The sequence below is a fragment of the Saccharomonospora azurea NA-128 genome (assembly GCF_000231055.2).
In the GTDB taxonomy this organism is placed as follows: Bacteria; Actinomycetota; Actinomycetes; order Mycobacteriales; family Pseudonocardiaceae; genus Saccharomonospora; species Saccharomonospora azurea.
In genome coordinates this window covers 412,573-430,192 of record NZ_CM001466.1, presented here as the reverse complement: position 1 = coordinate 430,192, position 17,620 = coordinate 412,573, and the positions used below count along the sequence as shown (strand labels likewise).

At 70.9% G+C, this 17,620-nt stretch carries 17 protein-coding genes; 7 read left to right on the top strand and 10 right to left on the bottom strand.

What is annotated here, in order from left to right; genetic code table 11:
• The first annotated feature begins 33 nt into the window (after nucleotides 1-33).
• Nucleotides 34-1,389, top strand: a complete 1,356-nt coding sequence (locus SACAZDRAFT_RS01990) for a chloride channel protein (protein ID WP_005438150.1) — start codon at nucleotides 34-36, stop codon at nucleotides 1,387-1,389.
• Here SACAZDRAFT_RS01990 and SACAZDRAFT_RS01985 read toward each other — a convergent pair.
• The 8 genes from SACAZDRAFT_RS01985 to SACAZDRAFT_RS01950 all read right to left on the bottom strand — a co-directional run bounded on the left by SACAZDRAFT_RS01985 (nucleotide 1,386) and on the right by SACAZDRAFT_RS01950 (nucleotide 8,832).
• Nucleotides 1,386-2,744, bottom strand: coding sequence for an NAD(P)/FAD-dependent oxidoreductase (locus tag SACAZDRAFT_RS01985; RefSeq protein ID WP_005438148.1), 1,359 nt, complete (start codon nucleotides 2,742-2,744; stop codon nucleotides 1,386-1,388). The genes SACAZDRAFT_RS01990 and SACAZDRAFT_RS01985 overlap by 4 nt on opposite strands.
• A 137-nt stretch (nucleotides 2,745-2,881) precedes the next feature.
• Nucleotides 2,882-3,325 carry a RidA family protein gene (locus SACAZDRAFT_RS01980; protein WP_005438146.1) on the bottom strand — a complete coding sequence of 148 codons (444 nt, stop codon included), beginning with the start codon at nucleotides 3,323-3,325 and terminating at the stop codon, nucleotides 2,882-2,884.
• Entirely contained in the window at nucleotides 3,322-4,341 is a 1,020-nt protein-coding gene (locus SACAZDRAFT_RS01975; protein ID WP_005438144.1) for a 5-oxoprolinase subunit C family protein, read from the bottom strand. The genes SACAZDRAFT_RS01980 and SACAZDRAFT_RS01975 overlap by 4 nt, the downstream gene beginning before the upstream one ends.
• Nucleotides 4,325-5,077 (bottom strand): 5-oxoprolinase subunit B family protein, encoded by a 753-nt coding sequence (locus SACAZDRAFT_RS01970; RefSeq protein ID WP_005438143.1) that lies wholly within the window; start codon nucleotides 5,075-5,077, stop codon nucleotides 4,325-4,327. Before SACAZDRAFT_RS01970 ends, SACAZDRAFT_RS01975 begins: the two co-directional genes overlap by 17 nt.
• 9 nt (nucleotides 5,078-5,086) lie before the next feature.
• Nucleotides 5,087-5,875 (bottom strand): putative hydro-lyase, encoded by a 789-nt coding sequence (locus SACAZDRAFT_RS01965; RefSeq protein ID WP_005438141.1) that lies wholly within the window; start codon nucleotides 5,873-5,875, stop codon nucleotides 5,087-5,089.
• A 22-nt stretch (nucleotides 5,876-5,897) separates the two neighbouring features.
• Entirely contained in the window at nucleotides 5,898-7,145 is a 1,248-nt protein-coding gene (locus SACAZDRAFT_RS01960; RefSeq protein WP_005438139.1) for an NRAMP family divalent metal transporter, read from the bottom strand.
• A 39-nt stretch (nucleotides 7,146-7,184) separates the two neighbouring features.
• On the bottom strand, nucleotides 7,185-7,949 hold the full coding sequence (locus SACAZDRAFT_RS01955) for a LamB/YcsF family protein (protein ID WP_005438138.1): 765 nt from the start codon (nucleotides 7,947-7,949) through the stop codon (nucleotides 7,185-7,187).
• Between the two features lie 208 nt (nucleotides 7,950-8,157).
• Nucleotides 8,158-8,832 carry a GntR family transcriptional regulator gene (locus SACAZDRAFT_RS01950; protein WP_005438137.1) on the bottom strand — a complete coding sequence of 225 codons (675 nt, stop codon included), beginning with the start codon at nucleotides 8,830-8,832 and terminating at the stop codon, nucleotides 8,158-8,160.
• A gap of 155 nt (nucleotides 8,833-8,987) precedes the next feature.
• On the opposite strand from SACAZDRAFT_RS01950, the gene SACAZDRAFT_RS01945 reads away from it, so the two are divergent.
• A complete protein-coding gene (locus tag SACAZDRAFT_RS01945) occupies nucleotides 8,988-10,172 on the top strand; it encodes a pyridoxal phosphate-dependent aminotransferase (RefSeq protein ID WP_005438136.1) in 1,185 nt (394 codons plus the stop codon).
• Between the two features lie 87 nt (nucleotides 10,173-10,259).
• Here SACAZDRAFT_RS01945 and SACAZDRAFT_RS01940 read toward each other — a convergent pair whose 3' ends face one another.
• Complete coding sequence (locus SACAZDRAFT_RS01940; RefSeq protein WP_005438135.1) at nucleotides 10,260-11,459, bottom strand: MFS transporter; 1,200 nt, start codon at nucleotides 11,457-11,459, stop codon at nucleotides 10,260-10,262.
• A 361-nt stretch (nucleotides 11,460-11,820) separates the two neighbouring features.
• On the bottom strand, nucleotides 11,821-12,408 hold the full coding sequence (locus tag SACAZDRAFT_RS01935; protein ID WP_005438134.1) for a protoglobin domain-containing protein: 588 nt from the start codon (nucleotides 12,406-12,408) through the stop codon (nucleotides 11,821-11,823).
• 213 nt (nucleotides 12,409-12,621) lie between these two features.
• Here SACAZDRAFT_RS01935 and SACAZDRAFT_RS01930 point away from each other — a divergent pair, with 213 nt between their 5' ends.
• The 5 genes from SACAZDRAFT_RS01930 (at nucleotide 12,622) to SACAZDRAFT_RS01910 (ending at nucleotide 17,575) form a co-directional block, all read left to right on the top strand.
• Nucleotides 12,622-13,317: a GntR family transcriptional regulator gene (locus tag SACAZDRAFT_RS01930; RefSeq protein WP_005438133.1), complete on the top strand. Its 696-nt coding sequence runs from the start codon at nucleotides 12,622-12,624 to the stop codon at nucleotides 13,315-13,317.
• A 71-nt stretch (nucleotides 13,318-13,388) separates the two neighbouring features.
• Nucleotides 13,389-14,414 carry an ADP-ribosylglycohydrolase family protein gene (locus SACAZDRAFT_RS01925; protein ID WP_005438132.1) on the top strand — a complete coding sequence of 342 codons (1,026 nt, stop codon included), beginning with the start codon at nucleotides 13,389-13,391 and terminating at the stop codon, nucleotides 14,412-14,414.
• Entirely contained in the window at nucleotides 14,411-15,877 is a 1,467-nt protein-coding gene (locus SACAZDRAFT_RS01920; RefSeq protein ID WP_005438131.1) for a purine-cytosine permease family protein, read from the top strand. The genes SACAZDRAFT_RS01925 and SACAZDRAFT_RS01920 overlap by 4 nt, the downstream gene beginning before the upstream one ends.
• On the top strand, nucleotides 15,874-16,833 hold the full coding sequence (locus SACAZDRAFT_RS01915; RefSeq protein WP_005438129.1) for a PfkB family carbohydrate kinase: 960 nt from the start codon (nucleotides 15,874-15,876) through the stop codon (nucleotides 16,831-16,833). Before SACAZDRAFT_RS01920 ends, SACAZDRAFT_RS01915 begins: the two co-directional genes overlap by 4 nt.
• A 166-nt stretch (nucleotides 16,834-16,999) precedes the next feature.
• Nucleotides 17,000-17,575 carry a CBS domain-containing protein gene (locus SACAZDRAFT_RS01910; RefSeq protein WP_005438127.1) on the top strand — a complete coding sequence of 192 codons (576 nt, stop codon included), beginning with the start codon at nucleotides 17,000-17,002 and terminating at the stop codon, nucleotides 17,573-17,575.
• Nucleotides 17,576-17,620 lie beyond the last annotated feature (45 nt).

Below are 17,620 nucleotides of genomic sequence, written 5' to 3'. Positions count from 1 at the left end.
CCGTCCGTGACGGCCACCTGCGGGAGGGGCCCCGTGACCTCGAAGCACCCGGGAGATCAGGGCATTCCCCCCGATTCAGTTGCTGCGAGCCGGCCACGCACTCCCGCGGAGTTGCTGCGCTCCCGCCACTACCTCGCCGCGCTCGCGTTGGCGGGTCTGCTCGGTGTCCCCGTCGCACTGGCGTCGTACGGGTTCCTCCAGCTCTCGCTGTACGCGCAGCGTGGGTTGTTCGGCGAGCTGCCGCACGCACTCGGCCTCGGCCGGGAACCGGTGTGGTGGCCGCTGCCACTGGTGGCGTTCGGCGGACTGGTCGTGGGGCTCGTGATCCGGTACCTGCCCGGATCCGGCGGCGAGTCCCCGGTGGACGGCTTCTCCCCGGGCGGCCCGCCCACGGCCCGGCACCTACCCGGCATCGCGCTCGCGGCACTGGGCACGCTCGCGTTCGGCGCGGTGCTCGGGCCCGAAGCACCGTTGATCGCGCTCGGGGGCGGGCTCGCGGCCTTGGCGGTCCGCGCGCTGAAACGGGGTGCCCCGAAACAGGCCGTGGCCCTGATCGGCGCCGCGGGCAGCTTCGCCGCGATCAGCACGTTGCTCGGCTCTCCCCTCCTCGGCGCGTTCCTGCTGATGGAGATCGCGAGCGCGGGCACGGGGCTCACGTCGGTCCTGCTCGTGCCGGGGCTGCTGGCGTCCGGGCTCGGGGCGCTCATCTTCGTCGGCCTGGACTCGGTGACCGGCCTGGTGAAGCCGTCGCTGGTGATCCCGAACCTGCCCGAGGTGCGCGAGCTGACCGTGGCGCAGTTCTGCTGGGCCGTCGTCATCGGTGTCGGGGCGGCGTTGCTGGGGACGGCGATCCGCCATCTCGGCGCGGTGCTGCGCGGCTGGGTGCGGCGACGCGTCGTCGTGGCCACGACGGCAGCGGGCCTGGTCGTGGGCCTGCTGGCCTGCCTCTACGCCGTCCTCACCGGGAAGAGCACGAGCGACGTGCTCTTCTCCGGGCAGGAGGCATTGGGCCCCCTGCTGGAGCACAGCAGCGAGTACTCGGCCGGGACGCTGGTGCTGTTGCTCGGAGCCAAGGCACTCGCATACGGCGTCTCGTTGAGCGCGTTTCGGGGCGGGCCCGTGTTCCCGGCGATGTTCCTCGGCGCTACCGCAGGGCTGGCGTTGTCCCACCTGCCCGGCCTGACTCCCGTTCCGGCCGCCGCCATGGGCATCGGGGCCCTGTGCGTGACGATGCTCGGGCTGCCGCTGGTGTCGGTGCTCCTGGCCACGCTGTTGCTGCTCTCCAGCGGCCTCGTCGTGATGCCGTTGGTCATCGTCTCGGTCGTGGTGGCCTACGTGGTTCGAGCCTGGCTTCCGTCCGTACCCCCGGAATCCCCGTCGGAGGGTTAGCCGCGCACGTCGGAGGCTTCCGTGTAGGCGCGCAACTCCTCCGGGCTCAGGTAGGCGTCCGTGCGCTCGAGGTGCCGCAGCGTCGCCGGCTGGTTGGCGAGGAAGCCCATCCGGACGTAGTCGTCGCCCGCCGTGGCGTTGAGCAACCAGTTCGTCAGCACCCGCGCCTTGGCGACGCGCGTGTGCAGCGCCAGCATGTGGTAGCCGCGGGTGACCGTCTGCGCGGGCAGTCCCTTCAGCGACACCCCGAGTGGGTTCGCGACCGCGTCCGCGCCACCCAGGTCCACGACCAGGCCCATGTCCCTGTGCCGGTAGGGCTGCAGCGGATACCCGCGCAGTGCCGCGACGACGTTGCGCGCGACCGTCTTGCCCTGCCGCTGCGCGTGCTGCGCGGTGGGCGGGCACACGGCTCCGTCGCCCTTGGACGGGTCGGGCACCGCGGCGGCGTCACCGACGGCGAACACACCGTGCCTGCCCGGCACGTCCATGTACTCGGTGACCTTCACGCGCCCGCGCACCGTCTCGACGTCGAGCGTGCCGATCAGCGGGCTCGGCTGCACCCCCGCGGTCCAGATGAGGGTGTGGCACGGCAGGACCCGGCCGTCGGTCAGTTTCACCGTGTCGGCCTGGACCTCGGCCACCGACACGCCCAGCGAGATGTCGATACCGCGTTGCCGCAGCAGGTTCATCGCGGCGTCACCGAGGCTCTCCCCGAGTTCGGGCATCAGCCGGGGAGCGATGTCGACGAGATGCCACTTGATCACCCGAGGGTCGAGCCCCGGATAGCGGTCGACGGCCGCGGCCGTGAGCCGGTGCAGCGACGCCGCCGTCTCCGTTCCCGAGTAGCCTCCGCCCACGACGACGAACTGCAGGCGGGCTTCCCTCTCCTCGTGTTCCGGTGCGGCTGCGGCGATGTCGAGCTGGGCGATCACGTGGTCGCGCAGGTAGGCCGCCTCCGCGAGGGTCTTCATCCCGCGCGCGTGCTCGGCCAACCCGGGGATGTCGAACGTGCGGGTGACGCTGCCGGGGGCGAGCACCAGGTAGTCGTACGGTTCGATCCGCATGCGCCCCGACAGGCCCTCCACGACGCAGACCTTGGTGTCGAGGTCCACACCGAGCGCCGCACCGGGCGCGATCCGCGTGCGACGCAGCAACCTCCGCAGGGAGACCGCGACCGACTGCGGGGTGAGCATTCCCGACGCCACCTGCGGCAGCAACGGCAGGTAGAGCTGGTAGTTGCGTGGGGCGACCAGCGTGATCGACGCTTCCTCCGGGGACAGCAGCCGTTCCAGGCGGCGCACGCACTCCACTCCGGCGAACCCTCCGCCGACCACCAGGATGCGGGGTGGTTCCATGGCTTCCTCCTGGGTGCGTCCGGGGAGGCGACCACACGGGGGCGCCAGCGTGCCTGGCGATCGACTACCACCACTCACACGGGGGAAACCCTCCGGCGCCCCGACCGCGACGCGGTGACGACCGTCGCGGCGCCCGCTCAGCGCTGCTCGACCAGCGCCGTCAGCTCGATCTCGACGCACGCCCGGCCGGGCAGCGACGCCACGCCGATGGCCGAGCGAGCACACGCGCCCCGCTCACCCAGCACGCGCACCACCACGTCCGACGCCGCGTCGGCGACGGCCGAGTGCTCGGCGAACCCGTCGACCGCCGACACGTACACCGTCATCCTGAGCAACCGCACGCGCTGGAGTCCCTCGTCCTCGACGGTGAGCGCCATCAGCGCGTTGCGGACCGCGATCCGGGCCGCGTCCCGCGCGTCGTCGAGGGACAGCTCGGCGCCCACTCGCCCCGGGTACCGCATCTCGCCCCGCACGCGCGGGGTCATTCCCGCGGTCGCGAGGATGTCCCCGCAGCGCCGCACCGGCCGGTAGTGGCCTTGCGGTGTCGGGACGGACAGTCCGGCCAGCTCCGAGTGCGTCATCTTCTCCTCGATTCGTGAGTTCTCCGTTCACCGGCTCCGCCCACCCGCGGGGAGTCGAGGATCGTCGCCATCCGTTCGCGGGTGGATTGGACGACCTCCGCCTCCCGGAACCGCAGCCGGCGAGCGTCCTCCTCGGTGATCGGTACGAACCGCACCGCGGCTCCGGGACGGGTCTGCGAGAGCTCGTTCATCGACGACGTGCAGATGACGCCGACCACGGGATAGCCCGCGGACAGACCACGCCCGCGGTTCAACACCAGCAGCTCGTCGCCGCCGGGCACCTCGATCGACCCGATCGGCAGCGCCCGCGAGAGGATCTCGCCGTGCGTGTGGCGCCGGGGGACGTGGCCGGACAGCCGCGAGCCCACCGCGTCGGTCTTCTCCGTCATGACGTACTCGGCCGCGAACAGCTCCGCGGCCGAGTCCTCGAAGAGGTCGGCATTCTCGCCCGGGAGCACACCGAGCTGCCCTGCCGCCGGAAACGGTCGGCGCGGCGGGTCCAGGACGGGGAACGGATACTCGCGGGCACGCGTGTCGAGGCGCTCGCCGGAGCCGTAACGCAGTTCCAGTCCCGGAACGAGGTCCAACCCGAACTTCAGGGTGCGGTCCGGAGCCACACTGCCGAGGAACGTCTGCCCACCCTGGAAGCCGCCGAACACGCTGACGTAACAGCGCAGGCCCTCTCGGATCTCCCGCACCGCCAGTTCCGCGCCCGCGGGCACGATCGTCGCCTGGTTCGACCGCGCCGGGTGCCCGTCGACGGTGACCACGGCGGGTGCTCCGGTCACGGCGACCACCGCCGCGTGGTCGAACCGGACGACGAGGTCCGTCAGCACGGTCTCCAGGGACGGCAGGCTCGTCGGGTTGCCCACCAGCGCGTTGCCGTAGTGGTAGGAGAACTGGTCCAGAGCGCCGTTCGCGGCGATGCCCCACGACGCTCCGGCCGGACGCCCGGCGTCCTGCAGCATCGCGAAGTTGGCCTCGACCACGGTGGCCGTGCTAATCCCGCTCGACACGGAACTCCTCCATCGGCGAACCCTCGTACCGATCCCACTCGGCGTCGGTGATCGGGAAGTAGCCCACGTAGTCACCGGGGCGGTAGGCGCACACCTCGTCGCTGTGGGCGGACACGAGCTCCACGGGCGTGTGCCCGATCAGCTGCCACCCACCCGGCGCGTTCACCGAGTAGATCAGCGACTGGACACCGGCCAGCGCGACCGACCCACCGGGCACTCGGACCCGGGGATCCGATCGGCGGGGAACCGAGACCTCGCGGCCGAGTCCGTCCATCATCGGCGAGGCCGCGGGCGCGCCGAAACACCGCACCAGGTACCAGTCCGCGCTGTGCCGCGCGATCAGGTCGTCCTCGCTCTCCCCGAACAGCTCCGCCACCAGCGCGAGATCGGGGCCTCGGTCTCCGCCGTAACGGACCGGGACCCGGAAGTACCGCGGTTCCTCGCCGGCCGGGACTCCGCTGGAGGGCATGGAGGGCAGGGAGTTCACCGCCGCGGCCCGCGTGCTCACGTAGTGGAGCAGCGACCGGAGATCCTCCGGGCTGATGCCGAGGCTGTCGAACTCGATCAGCGCCGAGTCGTAGGTGGCCGCGACACCGCTGATCGCCGGGAGCCGCAGCTCGTCGAGGCGCGAGACCAGACGGCGCACGCCGCGCCAGCGTTCCTCGGCGTCGTCCGCGGTGAACCGGACCCGCAGGGCCGCGTCGCCCTGCGACGAGATGTGGACTCCGCCCTCCATGCCACCTCCCTACGGTGTGATCAGATCCGCTTCACGGATGTCGGTGATGGCCATCCGGCCCGGCGCGTGAGCGATGGCGAACTCCGGTCGGGACTCCATGACCATGGCCTGGGGTGTCACCCCGCAGGCCCAGAAGACGGGGACGTCGCCGTCCCGCAGGACCGGCGGGTCGCCCCAGTCCGGAGTGTCCAGGTCGGTGATCCCGATCGAGGCGGGGTCACCGATGTGCACCGGCGCGCCGTGCACGGCCGGGTACCGGGCGCAGATCCGCACGGCGTCGGGCACGCGGCTCGCCGGCACACCGCGCATCGACACCACCATCGAGGACGAGAACACGCCCGCGGGCTCGCAGGCGATCGTCGTCCGGTACATCGGCACCGTCCTGCCCGCCGTCGTGTGCCGCATCTCGATGCCGGCCTCCGTCAGCGCCCGCTCGAAGCTGAACGAGCAACCGAACAGGAAGGCCACCAGGTCGTCGCGCCACAGCCCGGTCACCTCGGTCTTCTCGGCGACCAGCTCTCCCCGCTCGTACACGCGGTAGGCGGGCAGGTCCGTGGTGATGTCGCCCTGGAACCGGGCGCTGCTCCTCGCACCGGGATCGAAGACGTCCAGCAGCGGGCACGCCTTCGGATTCCGCTGAGCGAACAGCATCAGGTCGAACGCCTGCTCCCGGGGCACGGCGAGCAGGTTGGCCTGCGCCCACCCGTCGCACCAGCCCGACGTCGTGCCGGTGTAGCCGTCCCTCAGCCTCCGCCGAGCCTGCTCCGGGGTGAGCGAGCGCCACGTTTCCAGGGTCATCGATCTCTCCTTCTCGAACGGGTCACTGCAGGAGCGCGAACACCGGCTCGAACGCCAGCACCGCGAGCACGTACGACACGACGAGGCCCGCGACGCCCACGACGATGAGCCACCTCGGGTAGCGGTAGCCCCTCAGCAGGTCGCGGCGACGCCAGGCGATCCACATGGTCACCGTGAAGCCGAGAGGCAGCACCAGGCCGTTGAAGCCGCCCGAGAAGACCAGCACGGTGACCGGCGTCTGCCCGGCCAGCAGGAACACGGTGCAGCAGGCCACGACGAACGCGCTCACCGCGAGGCCCTCGCGGTCCCGCAGACGCCGAGAGTACGTCGAGATGAACGAGATCGAGGTGAAGGACGCCCCGATCACCGACGTCATCGCGGCGGCCCACAGCACGACGCCGAAGATCTTGAAGCCGATGTCGCCCGCGGCGGCCTGGAACGCGTCGGCGGCGGGGTTGTCGGTGACGTCGAGCACCGCACCGGTCGACACGACGCCCAGCACGGCGAGGAACAGCAGCCAGCGCATGACGCCGGTCGCGAGCACTCCCATGGCCGACGTGTTCGCGATCTGTCGCACCTTGCCGGGGCCGGAGATGCCGCTGGCCAGCAGCTTGTGCGCACCGGCGTAGGTGATGTAGCCGCCGACGGTGCCGCCCACGATCGTCGTGATCGCGAGGATGTCGATCTGGTCCGGAACCACCGTCTGCAGCGCCGCCTGGTCCACGGGCGGGGTGCTGACGACCGCCACGAGCAGCGTCAGCCCCAGCATGACAAGGCCGAGCGGAACGGTCGTCCGGTCCATGATCTTGATGAAGTACCGGTTGAGGAAGATGACGAGGGCGAGCGCGGTGGTGATGACGGCCCCCCACCGGGGGTCCAGCCCGAACAGGACGTTGAGCCCCAGTCCCGCACCGGCCACGTTGCCCATGTTGGCGATGAAGCCGCACACGAACACGATGATGCTGAGGACGACGCCGAGCCCCGGAAGGACCCGCTGCGCCAGCTCCTGGGCACGCAGACCGGACACGCCGATGACGCGCCACACGTTCAGCTGGATCGCGAGGTCGAGCAGCACCGAGATGAGGATCCCGAACGAGAACGCCGCACCGAGCTGCTGGGTGAACGTGGCGGTCTGGGTCAGAAACCCTGGTCCGATGGCGCTCGTGGCCATCAGGGCGATGGCACCGAAGAGCGGGAGGAGTCGGGAGGCGAACGTGCCCCGGGACGACGTGGCCGGAGCGGCCCCGTCGCGGTTCTCGACATCACTCATGGGTGATCCCTTCTGCGGGAAGAGTACGGAGCGAACGGGTCAGCGATCGGACCACGCGGCGACGGTCACGCCGGCGGCTTCGAGCCGCTGCCGGACGGTGGCGGCCTTGGCGACGGCGGTCGCGCTGTCGCCGTGGACGAGGATGCTGTCGACCGGCATCGACAGGGACGTGCCAGTGACCGTGGTGACGACTGCCTCAACGGCCATGCGCACGGCACGCTCCGCGACCTCGTCGGCGTCGGTCACGAAAGCGCCGGGCGAGTTCCGGCCGACGAGTGTGCCGTCGTCGTTGTAGCCCCGGTCGGCGAAGCCGATCCGCGCGACCGGCAGTCCCTCCTCCTCGGCGGCGCGCGTCATCCAGCTCTCCTGGTACGCCACCGTGAGCTGCGGGTCGAAGGTACGCACGGCCCGGGCCACGGCGCGCGCGTAGTCCTCGCGGACCGCGGTCATGTTGCCGAGGCTGCCGTGCGGAGTCACATGGTTCAAGCGTCGGTCGTGGGGTCGGAGGAAGGCGTCGAGAGCACCGAGCTGGTAGAGCACGTCGGCCTCCAGGTCCGACGGCGCCAGCTCGATCGGGCGCCGCCCGAAACCCCGGAGGTCGGGAAAACTCGGGTGGGCTCCGACGGCGACACCGCGATCGACGCAGAGAGCGACCGTGTCGCGCATGGTGGAGGGGTCCCCCGCGTGGAAGCCGCACGCGATGTTGGCCGACGTGACGATGCGGGTGAGCGCGTCGTCGTCTGTCATCGTCCAGGAGCCGAACCCCTCGCCGAGGTCGGCAATGAGATCGATGGACCTCGACATGATCCTCCTTTGGACAGTCGTCGTCACCGGTGCCGTGTCCGTCGATCGACGATCGGGGGCGGGGATCCGGTGAGAGCCCGCGGAGAAGCCTCGGCGGACGCTTCTCCGGCCGGGGGGGCCGAATTGAGGTGGGCACCACCATCACACCGCCAACGTCGAATGTCAACATTGACTTTCGACGAGCTGCCGCTCGGCGGCAGCGCCGGCCTCAGTCGGCGAGCCGCTCCAGGAGCACCTCGAGTGCCGACTCCACGTGCCGTTCGGCGTAGCGGCCGGCCGCCTCCTCGTCGCCCGACGCCACGATGTCCGCGTACTGCTCGTGCTCGCTGACCAGCGAGGAGTCGTACCCCGTCTCGGGCTCGGTGCTGCGCAGCAGCTGGTACAGGCGGATCTGGGAGCGGATGGCCTGCCACGCACTGGTCAGCGGGGCGTTGTCCGCCAACGCGTAGACGGCGTCGTGGAACTCGAGGTCGGCTCGCACCACTCCGCTGCGCTCGGCGCCGTCCGACAAGGCGGTCCGCAACCGCTCCAGCGGCTCCGCGAAGCCGGAGGCCCCCTCTCGAGCCTGCTCCGCGGCACCCTGGGCCGCGATGCGTTCGAGCCCCGCGCGCAGCCGGTAGAGGCTCCTGGCATGGTGACGGGACGCCGGGATCACCGTGGCGGGCCGATGCCAACCGGTACGGATGATGCCCTCGCGCTCCAGAATGGACAGCCCCTCGCGCACGGAACCCCGACTCACCGCGAGAGACTCGGCCAGCGCACCCTCTCTGAGCTCCTCGCCCGGACGGAAGGTTCCGTTCATGATCGCCTCGCGGATCATGTGGGCGGCCTCGGCGGCGATGCCACGGGCTGTGACGGGCCCGAGCGGAGCTGGTGTTCGCATGCGGACCAGTATGCCACGAGGTCAATGTTGAATGTTGACATTCAATCCTGTCGGCAGCACACTGACCGCGACGTCCTGGTGAGCGATTCTCGCGTCCGCTCGTGAGCCCTTCCGCTCCAGGCGCAACAGGCGAAGGTTTCGAGAGGATGGATGACATGGCAGTGGCCCCCTGGCCCGCCCCGTACCGCTTCCAGCGCATGAACGCCGACCACGCACCCGGTCAGGAGCGCACCGAGGTCCCGTCGGGGTTGCGCCACGTGGACTTCTCCCACGGCGACGTCACCGCGTTCACCCCACCGCCCGAGGTGATCGACGCCGTCACGGCGGCCCTGCGCGACGGCGGGCGCTACGCGTACTCGCCCTACCGCGGGCACGCCTTCGTCCGCGAGATCGTGGCCCAGCGGCTGAGCGCGTTCACCGGCGCGCCGATCGATCCCGCGAGCGAACTCATCATCACCCCGGGGACGCAGGGCGGCCTCTTCCTCGCCCTCTCGTCGCTGGTCGAGCGCGGTGACAAGGTCGCGGTCGTCGCGCCGGACTACTTCGCCAACCGCAAGATCGTCGAATACCTCGAGGCCACCCCCGTTGCGGTCGAGCTCGACTACCGCACGACCGCGGGCGAACCCGCTCGCCTCGACCTCGACGCGCTCCGCTCCGCCTTCGCCGACGGCGCGCGACTGCTGGTGTTCTCCAACCCGAACAACCCGACCGGCGCCGTCTACACCCCCGACGACATCGAGTCCATCGCCGCGCTCGCCGCCGAATTCGACGCCTTCGTGGTCGTCGACCAGCTCTACTCGCGCCAGATCTTCGACCAGCGCCCGTTCACCCACCTGCGCGCGAAGGCGGCCGAACGGTGCCTGACCCTCATCGGCCCGTCGAAGACCGAATCCGTGTCCGGTTGCCGCGTCGGGGTCGCCATCGCTCCCCCGGCGATCGTCGACCGCATGGAGCAGCTCCAGGGCGTCGTGTCACTGCGCGCCGCGGGCTACATGCAGGCGGCGCTGGAACCGTGGTTCGCCGAGTCCGAGGGCTGGCTCGATCAGCGCATCGCCGACCACGCCCGGATCCGGGACGACCTGCACTCGGTGTTCACCGCCAGCGACGCGGTCAGCACGCGCCTCACCGAGGGCGGCAGCTACCTGTTCTTGGACGTGCCCGCCGCGAAGGGGCGGGTCGACGAGTTCGTCGCCAGGCTTCGTACCGAGGCGGCGGTCACCGTCACCCGTGGTCCGGAGTTCGGCGACTTCCCCGAGTCGGTGCGGCTCAACTTCTCGCAGGACCACCAGGCCGCGGTGGACGCCGCGCACCGCATCGTGCAGGTGGCCGAACGCCTGTGACCCTGTCGCGGCCGGTGTGCCGCGCGACGACTTCGGCGGTGGGTGCGTGTCGCTCGGCCGCACCCACCACCGAACCCCATCAGCCGGTCACCAGCGTCGCCCCTTGAGCACACCGGCGAGCACGATGACGAGGAATCCGGCGACAGGCACCACCAGCAGGCCCACCCGCAGGCTCGTCGCGTCGGCCACGAGCCCCACGATCGGCGGAGAGGCCAGAAATCCCACGCGCATGAGCCACGAGACGATGGTCAACCCGGAGCCCGCCTTGAGCCCAGGCAGCTCGTCCGCTTCGTGCATGGCCGCCGGGACCAGCGTGGCCACACCCAGTCCGGCGGCCGCGAAACCCGCGATCGTGCCGGGCACCGTGGGAAACGCCAACGCCGTCCCCATCCCGACCGCGGCGATCAACCCACCGGCGCGGGCCACCGCGCGTTGCCCGAAGCGGTTCACGAGCCGATCGCCGAGGAGGCGGCCGACGAACTGGGCCCCGACGAGCGCGATGTAGCCGGAGGCCGCCAGGGCCGCCGAGGCGTGCAACGACTCCGCCAGATACAGCGCCGCCCACGAGTTGCCCGCGTCCTCGACGAGCGTGCCGGCCGTGGCGATGACCACCAGCGCGGCGAGCACCCAGGTGGTGCGCAGGCCTCGCGCAGGCGCCGTCCGTTCCGGGTCGCCGACGTCGTGGCCTGCAGCGGCGTCCGTGTCGGGGCTGGGCAGGCAGAAGCGCAGCGCCACGCAGGCGACGATCGAGAACAGCACCACCGCGACCAACAGGTGCGGCCCTCGCGGCACGTCGAGGGCGATCGCCCCCGCCGCCATCGCTCCACCGGTGACGGCCCCGATGGACCAGACAGCGTGGAACGAGTTGATGATCGACCGCCCGTAGCGACGCTGCACGCGCAGGCCGTGGGCGTTCTGACCGACGTCGGTGATCGCGTCCATCGCGCCTGCCACGAACAACCCCGCGGCGAACAGCAGCACCGAGTTCGCCACGCTCGCGGCGAGGATGCCGACGCCGGTCAGCAGGGTTCCGGCGACGGCCACCCGCGCCGAGTTCCACGTGCGGATCAGCACACCGGCCATGAGGCCCGCGGCGATCGCACCGGTCGGGAACGCGGCCACGGCCAGCCCGTACGCCGCGTTCCCGATCCCGAGATCCGCCTTGATCTGCGGGAAGCGCGGCAACAGGTTGGCGAAGAGGGCTCCGTTGGTGAAGAAGAGCACGGCGACGGCCACACGAGCTCGCCGGTCGGCCGAAGTGGGCGAACGCAGCAGGCCGGCAGTCATGCCCGCCACCCTATCGATCGCCGTGTCCGCACCTCCCGCACGCGTGTCCGCACCTCCCGCACGCGTGTCCGCACCTCCCGCACGCGTGTCCGCACCTCCCGCACGCGTGTCCGCACCTCCCGCACGCGTGTCCGCACCTCCCGCACGCGTGTCCGCACCTCCCGCACGCGTGTCCGCACCTCCCGCACGCGTGTCCGCGGCGTGCGACGCGAACACGCGTACGCAGCCCGCGGACACGGTGCTATGTCAGACCCGGGCGTACGGGAGGCGCGAACATCCGTGCACAGACGGCGGACACGGTGTCGCAACTCGCGGACACGCGTGCACAGCTCGCGGACACGGCGTGTCGGTCAGTCGGGCATCACCAGAGGTCTGGGGCGTACGGGCGGGTCCACAGCGCCACGGACAGGGTGACCGCCTTGAACCACGCCTGTTGCATGGCGTCCACGTTGTCGTCCTCGGACGCTCCCAGTTCGAGGAACTCCCGCACCGTCACCGTGACGGGAACGATCAGCGCGATCAGGTGGCTCATCGGCACGTACGTGGACGGGGAGTCGACTCCGTCGGTCCGGTTCTTCTTGTCCGGGGTGTGCCGCTTCCCGATCTCCTCCTGGTAGGCGAGCCACTGCGCGTCGAAGTCCCGGGTGCAGAGGTCGACGATCCACCGTTCGAACCGCCCGCGCACCTTGTCGAGGTAGGCCTGGTCGGGCTTGCCGTCCGGTCCCCGGAAAGTGGAGACGAGATGGGGCGTGGACCCGATGAAGTCGTACCAGGCGTCGAGGATCTCCGACGTCTGCGGCGTCAGGATCTCACCGGCCCGGCGCAACGCCCGGGAGTCGTCCTCGTTCCACATGACGTCCTGCAGGAGCTCGCCCAGGATCGGCATGCTGACGGGGGACGACTCGAGGCTGCTGTCGTTGTAGGTGTAGCCGACGGGAAGGGTGGTCATCGCGAAACCTCGCTCACTGTCGAGACCTGTCGAGACGCTGATTCACCCGCAGATTAGAAGCCCCGCGGACCGGCCGCAGCGGAGAAACCACCGGCCGATCAGCGTGTGCCCCGCGTACGCCGGGAAAGCCTCGCCCGAGGATCGCCCGCTCGGGCGAAGCCGCCTTCTGGCCCCTGATAATGTACAGGTATGTACAGGACCGGTCAGGTTCGAATGAGCAAGCGGGATCGGCTCGTCGCCGATCTCTCGGGACAGATCCGTTCGGGCGCACTCTCCTACGGCGACCAGCTCCCCGGGGAGAACGAGCTCGCGGAGCGCTACCAGGTCAGCCGCGGAACGGTTCGCAGCGCCCTGTCCGAACTCCAGCGTCAGGACCTGATCGCCACGCAGAGCGGAGTCGGGTCGTTCGTCACCTTCGACGGGATCACCCTCGACCAGACCGTCGGCTGGGCCACCGCGCTGGCCCGCTCCGGTTTCGACATCAGCACGGAGTTACTCGGGATCGAGCGCACCACCGACGACGAACTCACCCGCCGTTACGCCGTCGACGAGTTCGTCGCGGTTCGCCGCCTGCGCCGCGACCGCACGGCGGGCCCCGTGTCCTACGAGGTCGCGCTGGTGCCGGCCACCGGCGAGCTGGCGAGTCTGCCGGAGGACGGGCTCGTCGACGACTCGCTGACCGCCACACTCGACGCGGCCGGCCTGCGCGCGTACCGGGGCGAGCAGTGGATCGGCACCGAGCCGCTCACCGCTCACACGGCGGAGCTGCTGGAGCGGCAGGAGGGCGAGCTGTTCCTGCGCGCGGTGCGCACGAGCACCGACGCACAGGGGCGCCTCGTCGAGCACGTCGTCAGCCTGCTCGACCCGGCGCGGTTCCAGTTCCGGCTCGCGTTCGGACGGTCGTCATGAGCGCTGACGACCGCAGCGGGCGAGCGCTCCACCGACACAGTGCTGCCGACCGTGAAGAGGAATTCCGTCACATGCAGATTCGCGACCGTGCTCTCGGTGCGCTGACCGGCCTGGCTCTGGGGGACGCGTTGGGCATGCCCACGCAATCCATGTCCCGCGAGGCGATCCGGCGTCACTACGGTCCGGTCCGTTCGCTGGTCGACGCCGTGTCGGCGCAGCCCATCTCCCCCGGCCTTCCGGCGGGCACCGTCACCGACGACACCGAGCAGGCGCTGCTCGTCGCCGAGCTGCTCATCGACGGCGGCGGGCGCATCGATCCGAAGGCCTTCGCCCGGGCGTTGCTGGACTGGGAGGCCGACATGATCCGTCGGGAACTGGCCGACCTGCTGGGGCCCTCCACGAAGCGGGCACTCGAACTTCTGGAATCCGGCGTGGACCCCGAGGAGGCCGGCCGGACGGGCACCACCAACGGTGCGGCCATGCGGATCACGCCTGTAGCCATCGCCACGCCGCCCGATCTCGACGGATTGCTCGACGCCGTCGTCGACGCGAGCAAACTGACGCACAACACGAGCCTCGGCATCGCGGCGGCCGCAGCGGTCGCCGCCGCGGTGTCTGCCGGTCTGGAGGGCGCCGACGCCTCGACCGCACTCGACCATGCCGAGGACGCCGCCGCGGCGGGAGCCCGTCGCGGGCACTGGAGTGCCGGTGGCGACATCGCGGCGCGTATTCGCTGGGCCCGCCGCTGGGTGCGCGGCATGGACCCCGACACCCTCGCCGACGCGGTGTGCGACGTGATCGGCACGTCCGTCGCGTCGCAGGAATCCGTCGTCGCCGCCTTCGCTCTGGCCGAGGCACTCGGCGACCGACCCGTGCAGGCGCTCACCCTCGCGGCCGAACTCGGTGGCGACACGGACACCGTGGCCGCCATCTGCGGTGCCGTACTCGGCGCCCAGCACGGGCTTTCCGGGCTTCCCGTTGACCTCACCACCACGGTGCGGGAGGTCAACGGGCTCGATCTCGACCCTGTCGCCGACGGGCTGCTCCAGCTCCGCAGCACGCGGCCGGGCACGTTCCAATGGAGGAGACGTCCATGACCAACACGACGGCGGACGGCGGCACTGTGGCCCCGTCCACCGAGGGAGCGCTGGAGACCCGCGGGATCGAACCGGTCCCCGAGTCCGAACGCCACGGCCACCCGATGCAGTTGTTCTGGGTCTGGTTCGCGGCGAACATCTCGATCCTGGGCCTGCCTCTCGGCGCGACGCTCGTGGCCATCCAGGGCCTGGCGTTCTGGCAGGCCGTCATCGTGGCCGTCCTCGGCGCGGTGGGCTCGTTCGCGATCGTCGGCGTAGTGTCCATCGCGGGGCGCCGTGGCGGCGCGCCGGGTCTGACGCTGTCGCGCGCGGTGTTCGGGGTCCGGGGCAACGCGGGCCCCACCCTGGTGTCGCTGATCTCGCGCCTCGGGTGGGAGACCGTCAACACCACCACCGCGGCATTCGCGCTGCTGTCGCTGTTCGCGATCGTGTTCGGCACGGGCACGAACGCGAAGGACGTGCCGTTGCTGACTCTGCTCTGCATCGCCGTGTTCGTCCTGCTCACCGTGATCGTGTCCGGCCTCGGCCACCGTGTGCTGGTGGCCGTGCAGCGCTGGGCCACGTGGGTCTTCGGCGCGTTGAACATCGTGGTTGCGGTGAGCCTCGTGACGACGGTGGACTGGCAGGCGGTCGGCGCGGCCTCCCCCGCGTCGCTCGGCGCGATGATCGCCGGTGTCGGCACAATCGCCGCCGGCACCGGTATCGGCTGGGCCAACGCCTCGGCGGACATGTCGCGCTACCAGTCCCCGACCGTGCGGGCGGGTTCGCTCGTCGCGTCGGCGGCCGCGGGCGCGGGGATCCCGCTGGTCCTGCTCATCTCGCTCGGCAGCCTGCTCTCCGCCGGTGACCCGACGCTCGCCGAGGCGGGCGACCCGGTCGCCGCCATCCGCGACATGCTGCCCGCCTGGATGGCGGTCCCGTACCTCGTCGCGGCCTTCGGCGGACTGCTGCTGTCGAACCACCTCTCGGTGTACTCGGCGGGGCTCACCACGTTGACGCTGGGCATCCGCACCAAGCGCGTCTACGCCGTGATCCTCGACGTGGCGGTGACGTTCGTCGGCGCGATCTACTTCATGTTGATCGCGGACAGCTTCTACACGCCGTTCATCACGTTCATCAGCCTGCTCGCCATCCCGATCACGGCATGGGTCGGCGTGTTCCTCGTCGACATGATCCGCCGTCGGCGCTACGACCCCGAGGGCGTGATGGACGTGACGCGCTCCAGCCGTTACTGGTACCGCGGCGGCGTGGAGCCCCGGGCGTTCGGCGCCTGGGCGATCGCGATCGTGGCGGGCTACCAGTTCGTCACGGCAGGCTCCGGTGACGACGTCTGGTTCCGCGGGTTCTTGGTCGACACGTGGTTCGGGCAGAACGGCATGGGCTGGGTGATCACGTTCGTCGTGGCCGCCGGCGTGTACGCACTGCTGGGCGGCGCCCGCGTGGTGGAGGGCGACGAACGATGACGGGACGGCTCGTGCACACGGGCCAGGTCGTCCTGGACCTGGTCATGCGCGTGGCCGCCGTGCCCGAGGCGGGCGGTGACGTGCTCGCCTCGAACACGGTGCTGCTGCCCGGCGGCGGCTTCAACGTGATGGCCGCCGCCGCGCGGTCCGGAGCCCGGGTGCTCTACGCAGGAGCGCACGGCGACGGCAGGTTCGGCGACCAGACCCGCGCCGCGTTGCGCGACGAGGGCATCGCCGTGGCCCAACCGCCCATCGAGGGCCGGGACACGGGTGTGTGCGTGGTGCTCGTGGACGACAGCGGCGAGCGCACCTTCGTCACCGGCACCGGCGCGGAGGCGGGCCTGCCGCCCGAGTCGTTGGCGACGGTCGAGGTCGGCACCGAGGACGTCGTCTACCTCAGCGGTTACAGCCTCCTGCACGGCTCGAACCGGACGGCGCTGCTGGGGTGGCTTCCCGGCCTCTCTGTGTCCTCGGTGCTGTTCGACCCGGGGCCGCTGGTGGGCGACGTCCCGTCGGACGTGCTGGACCGGGTGCTGTCCGGAGTGGACGTGCTGAGCTGCAACGCGAGGGAGGCCGAGGTGCTGACCGGCGTCGCCGATCCCGGGTCGGCGGCCCGCGCGTTGGCCGACCGGGTCGCCCGCGACGCGGCGGTCATCGTGCGCGACGGGCCGGACGGCTGTGTGCTCGCACACGACGGCGAGGTGCGGCGCGTTCCCGGTTTCCCCGTCACCCCGGTCGACACCAACGGCGCCGGTGACACGCACTGCGGAGTGCTCGCCGCGGGACTGCTCGACGGCATCGACCTCGCCACGGCCGCGACGCGGGCCAACGCGGCGGCCGCGCTGTCGGTTCTGCGCCACGGGCCGGCCACTGCGCCGAGCGCCACCGAGATCGACGAGTTCCTGGCCGACCGCGCGCGCACCGGCTCCTCAGGGGCGTGCCGATCGGCTCGGTGACCGGGGAACCCGGGACCCGTCGCGAGTAGGAGGTCCAAGCATCGGGGCGGGACACGAGAAAGATCACACCGACGCGCGTGCGCCCGGCATCGGGACCTAAGCCCCTGACCCGACCCCGCCACAACGGGCAACTCCATGGGTGTCGCAGGAGTGAGGGGGTGACCGCATGGAAGCGTCCGACATCATGACGAGGCCCGTCGTGACGACGACAGCCGACTCGCCGTTGATGGACGCGGTGGTGAAACTGACCGAAGGCGGGTTCGCCGGTCTTCCCGTGGTCGACGAGGAGCGCCGCGTCATCGGAATGATCACCGAAGTCGACGCGATCCGCGCAGCGGAGGAAGTTCGGCATGCCCCGTCGGTGCCGCCGTCACGCACGGTCGGTGACGTGATGAACCGGCCCGTGGAGGTCGTATCGCCGCACACCGACGTCAACGACATCGCACAGAGGATGCTGACCGACCGCGTGCGCAGCCTGCCGGTCGTCGACAACGGAGTGCTCGTCGGGATCGTGAGCCGTCGCGACGTGCTCCGGCCGCTCGTGCGCCCCGACGACGTCGTCGCCTCCCATGTGCAGGCCGTCCTCGACGCCTACAGCGCACCGGACCGACGCTGGACGGCCGAGGTCAAGGACCGGGTCGCCGTCGTGCGCGGCGAGTTCGTCGACAGCCCGGAACGCGACGTGGTGATCAGCCTCGTCCACACGGTTCCCGGCGTGATGGACGTGCGGGTCGAGGGCTGACAGTGCGGCGCCGGCAACCAGGCGTGTCATGTTTCGCCACACCTG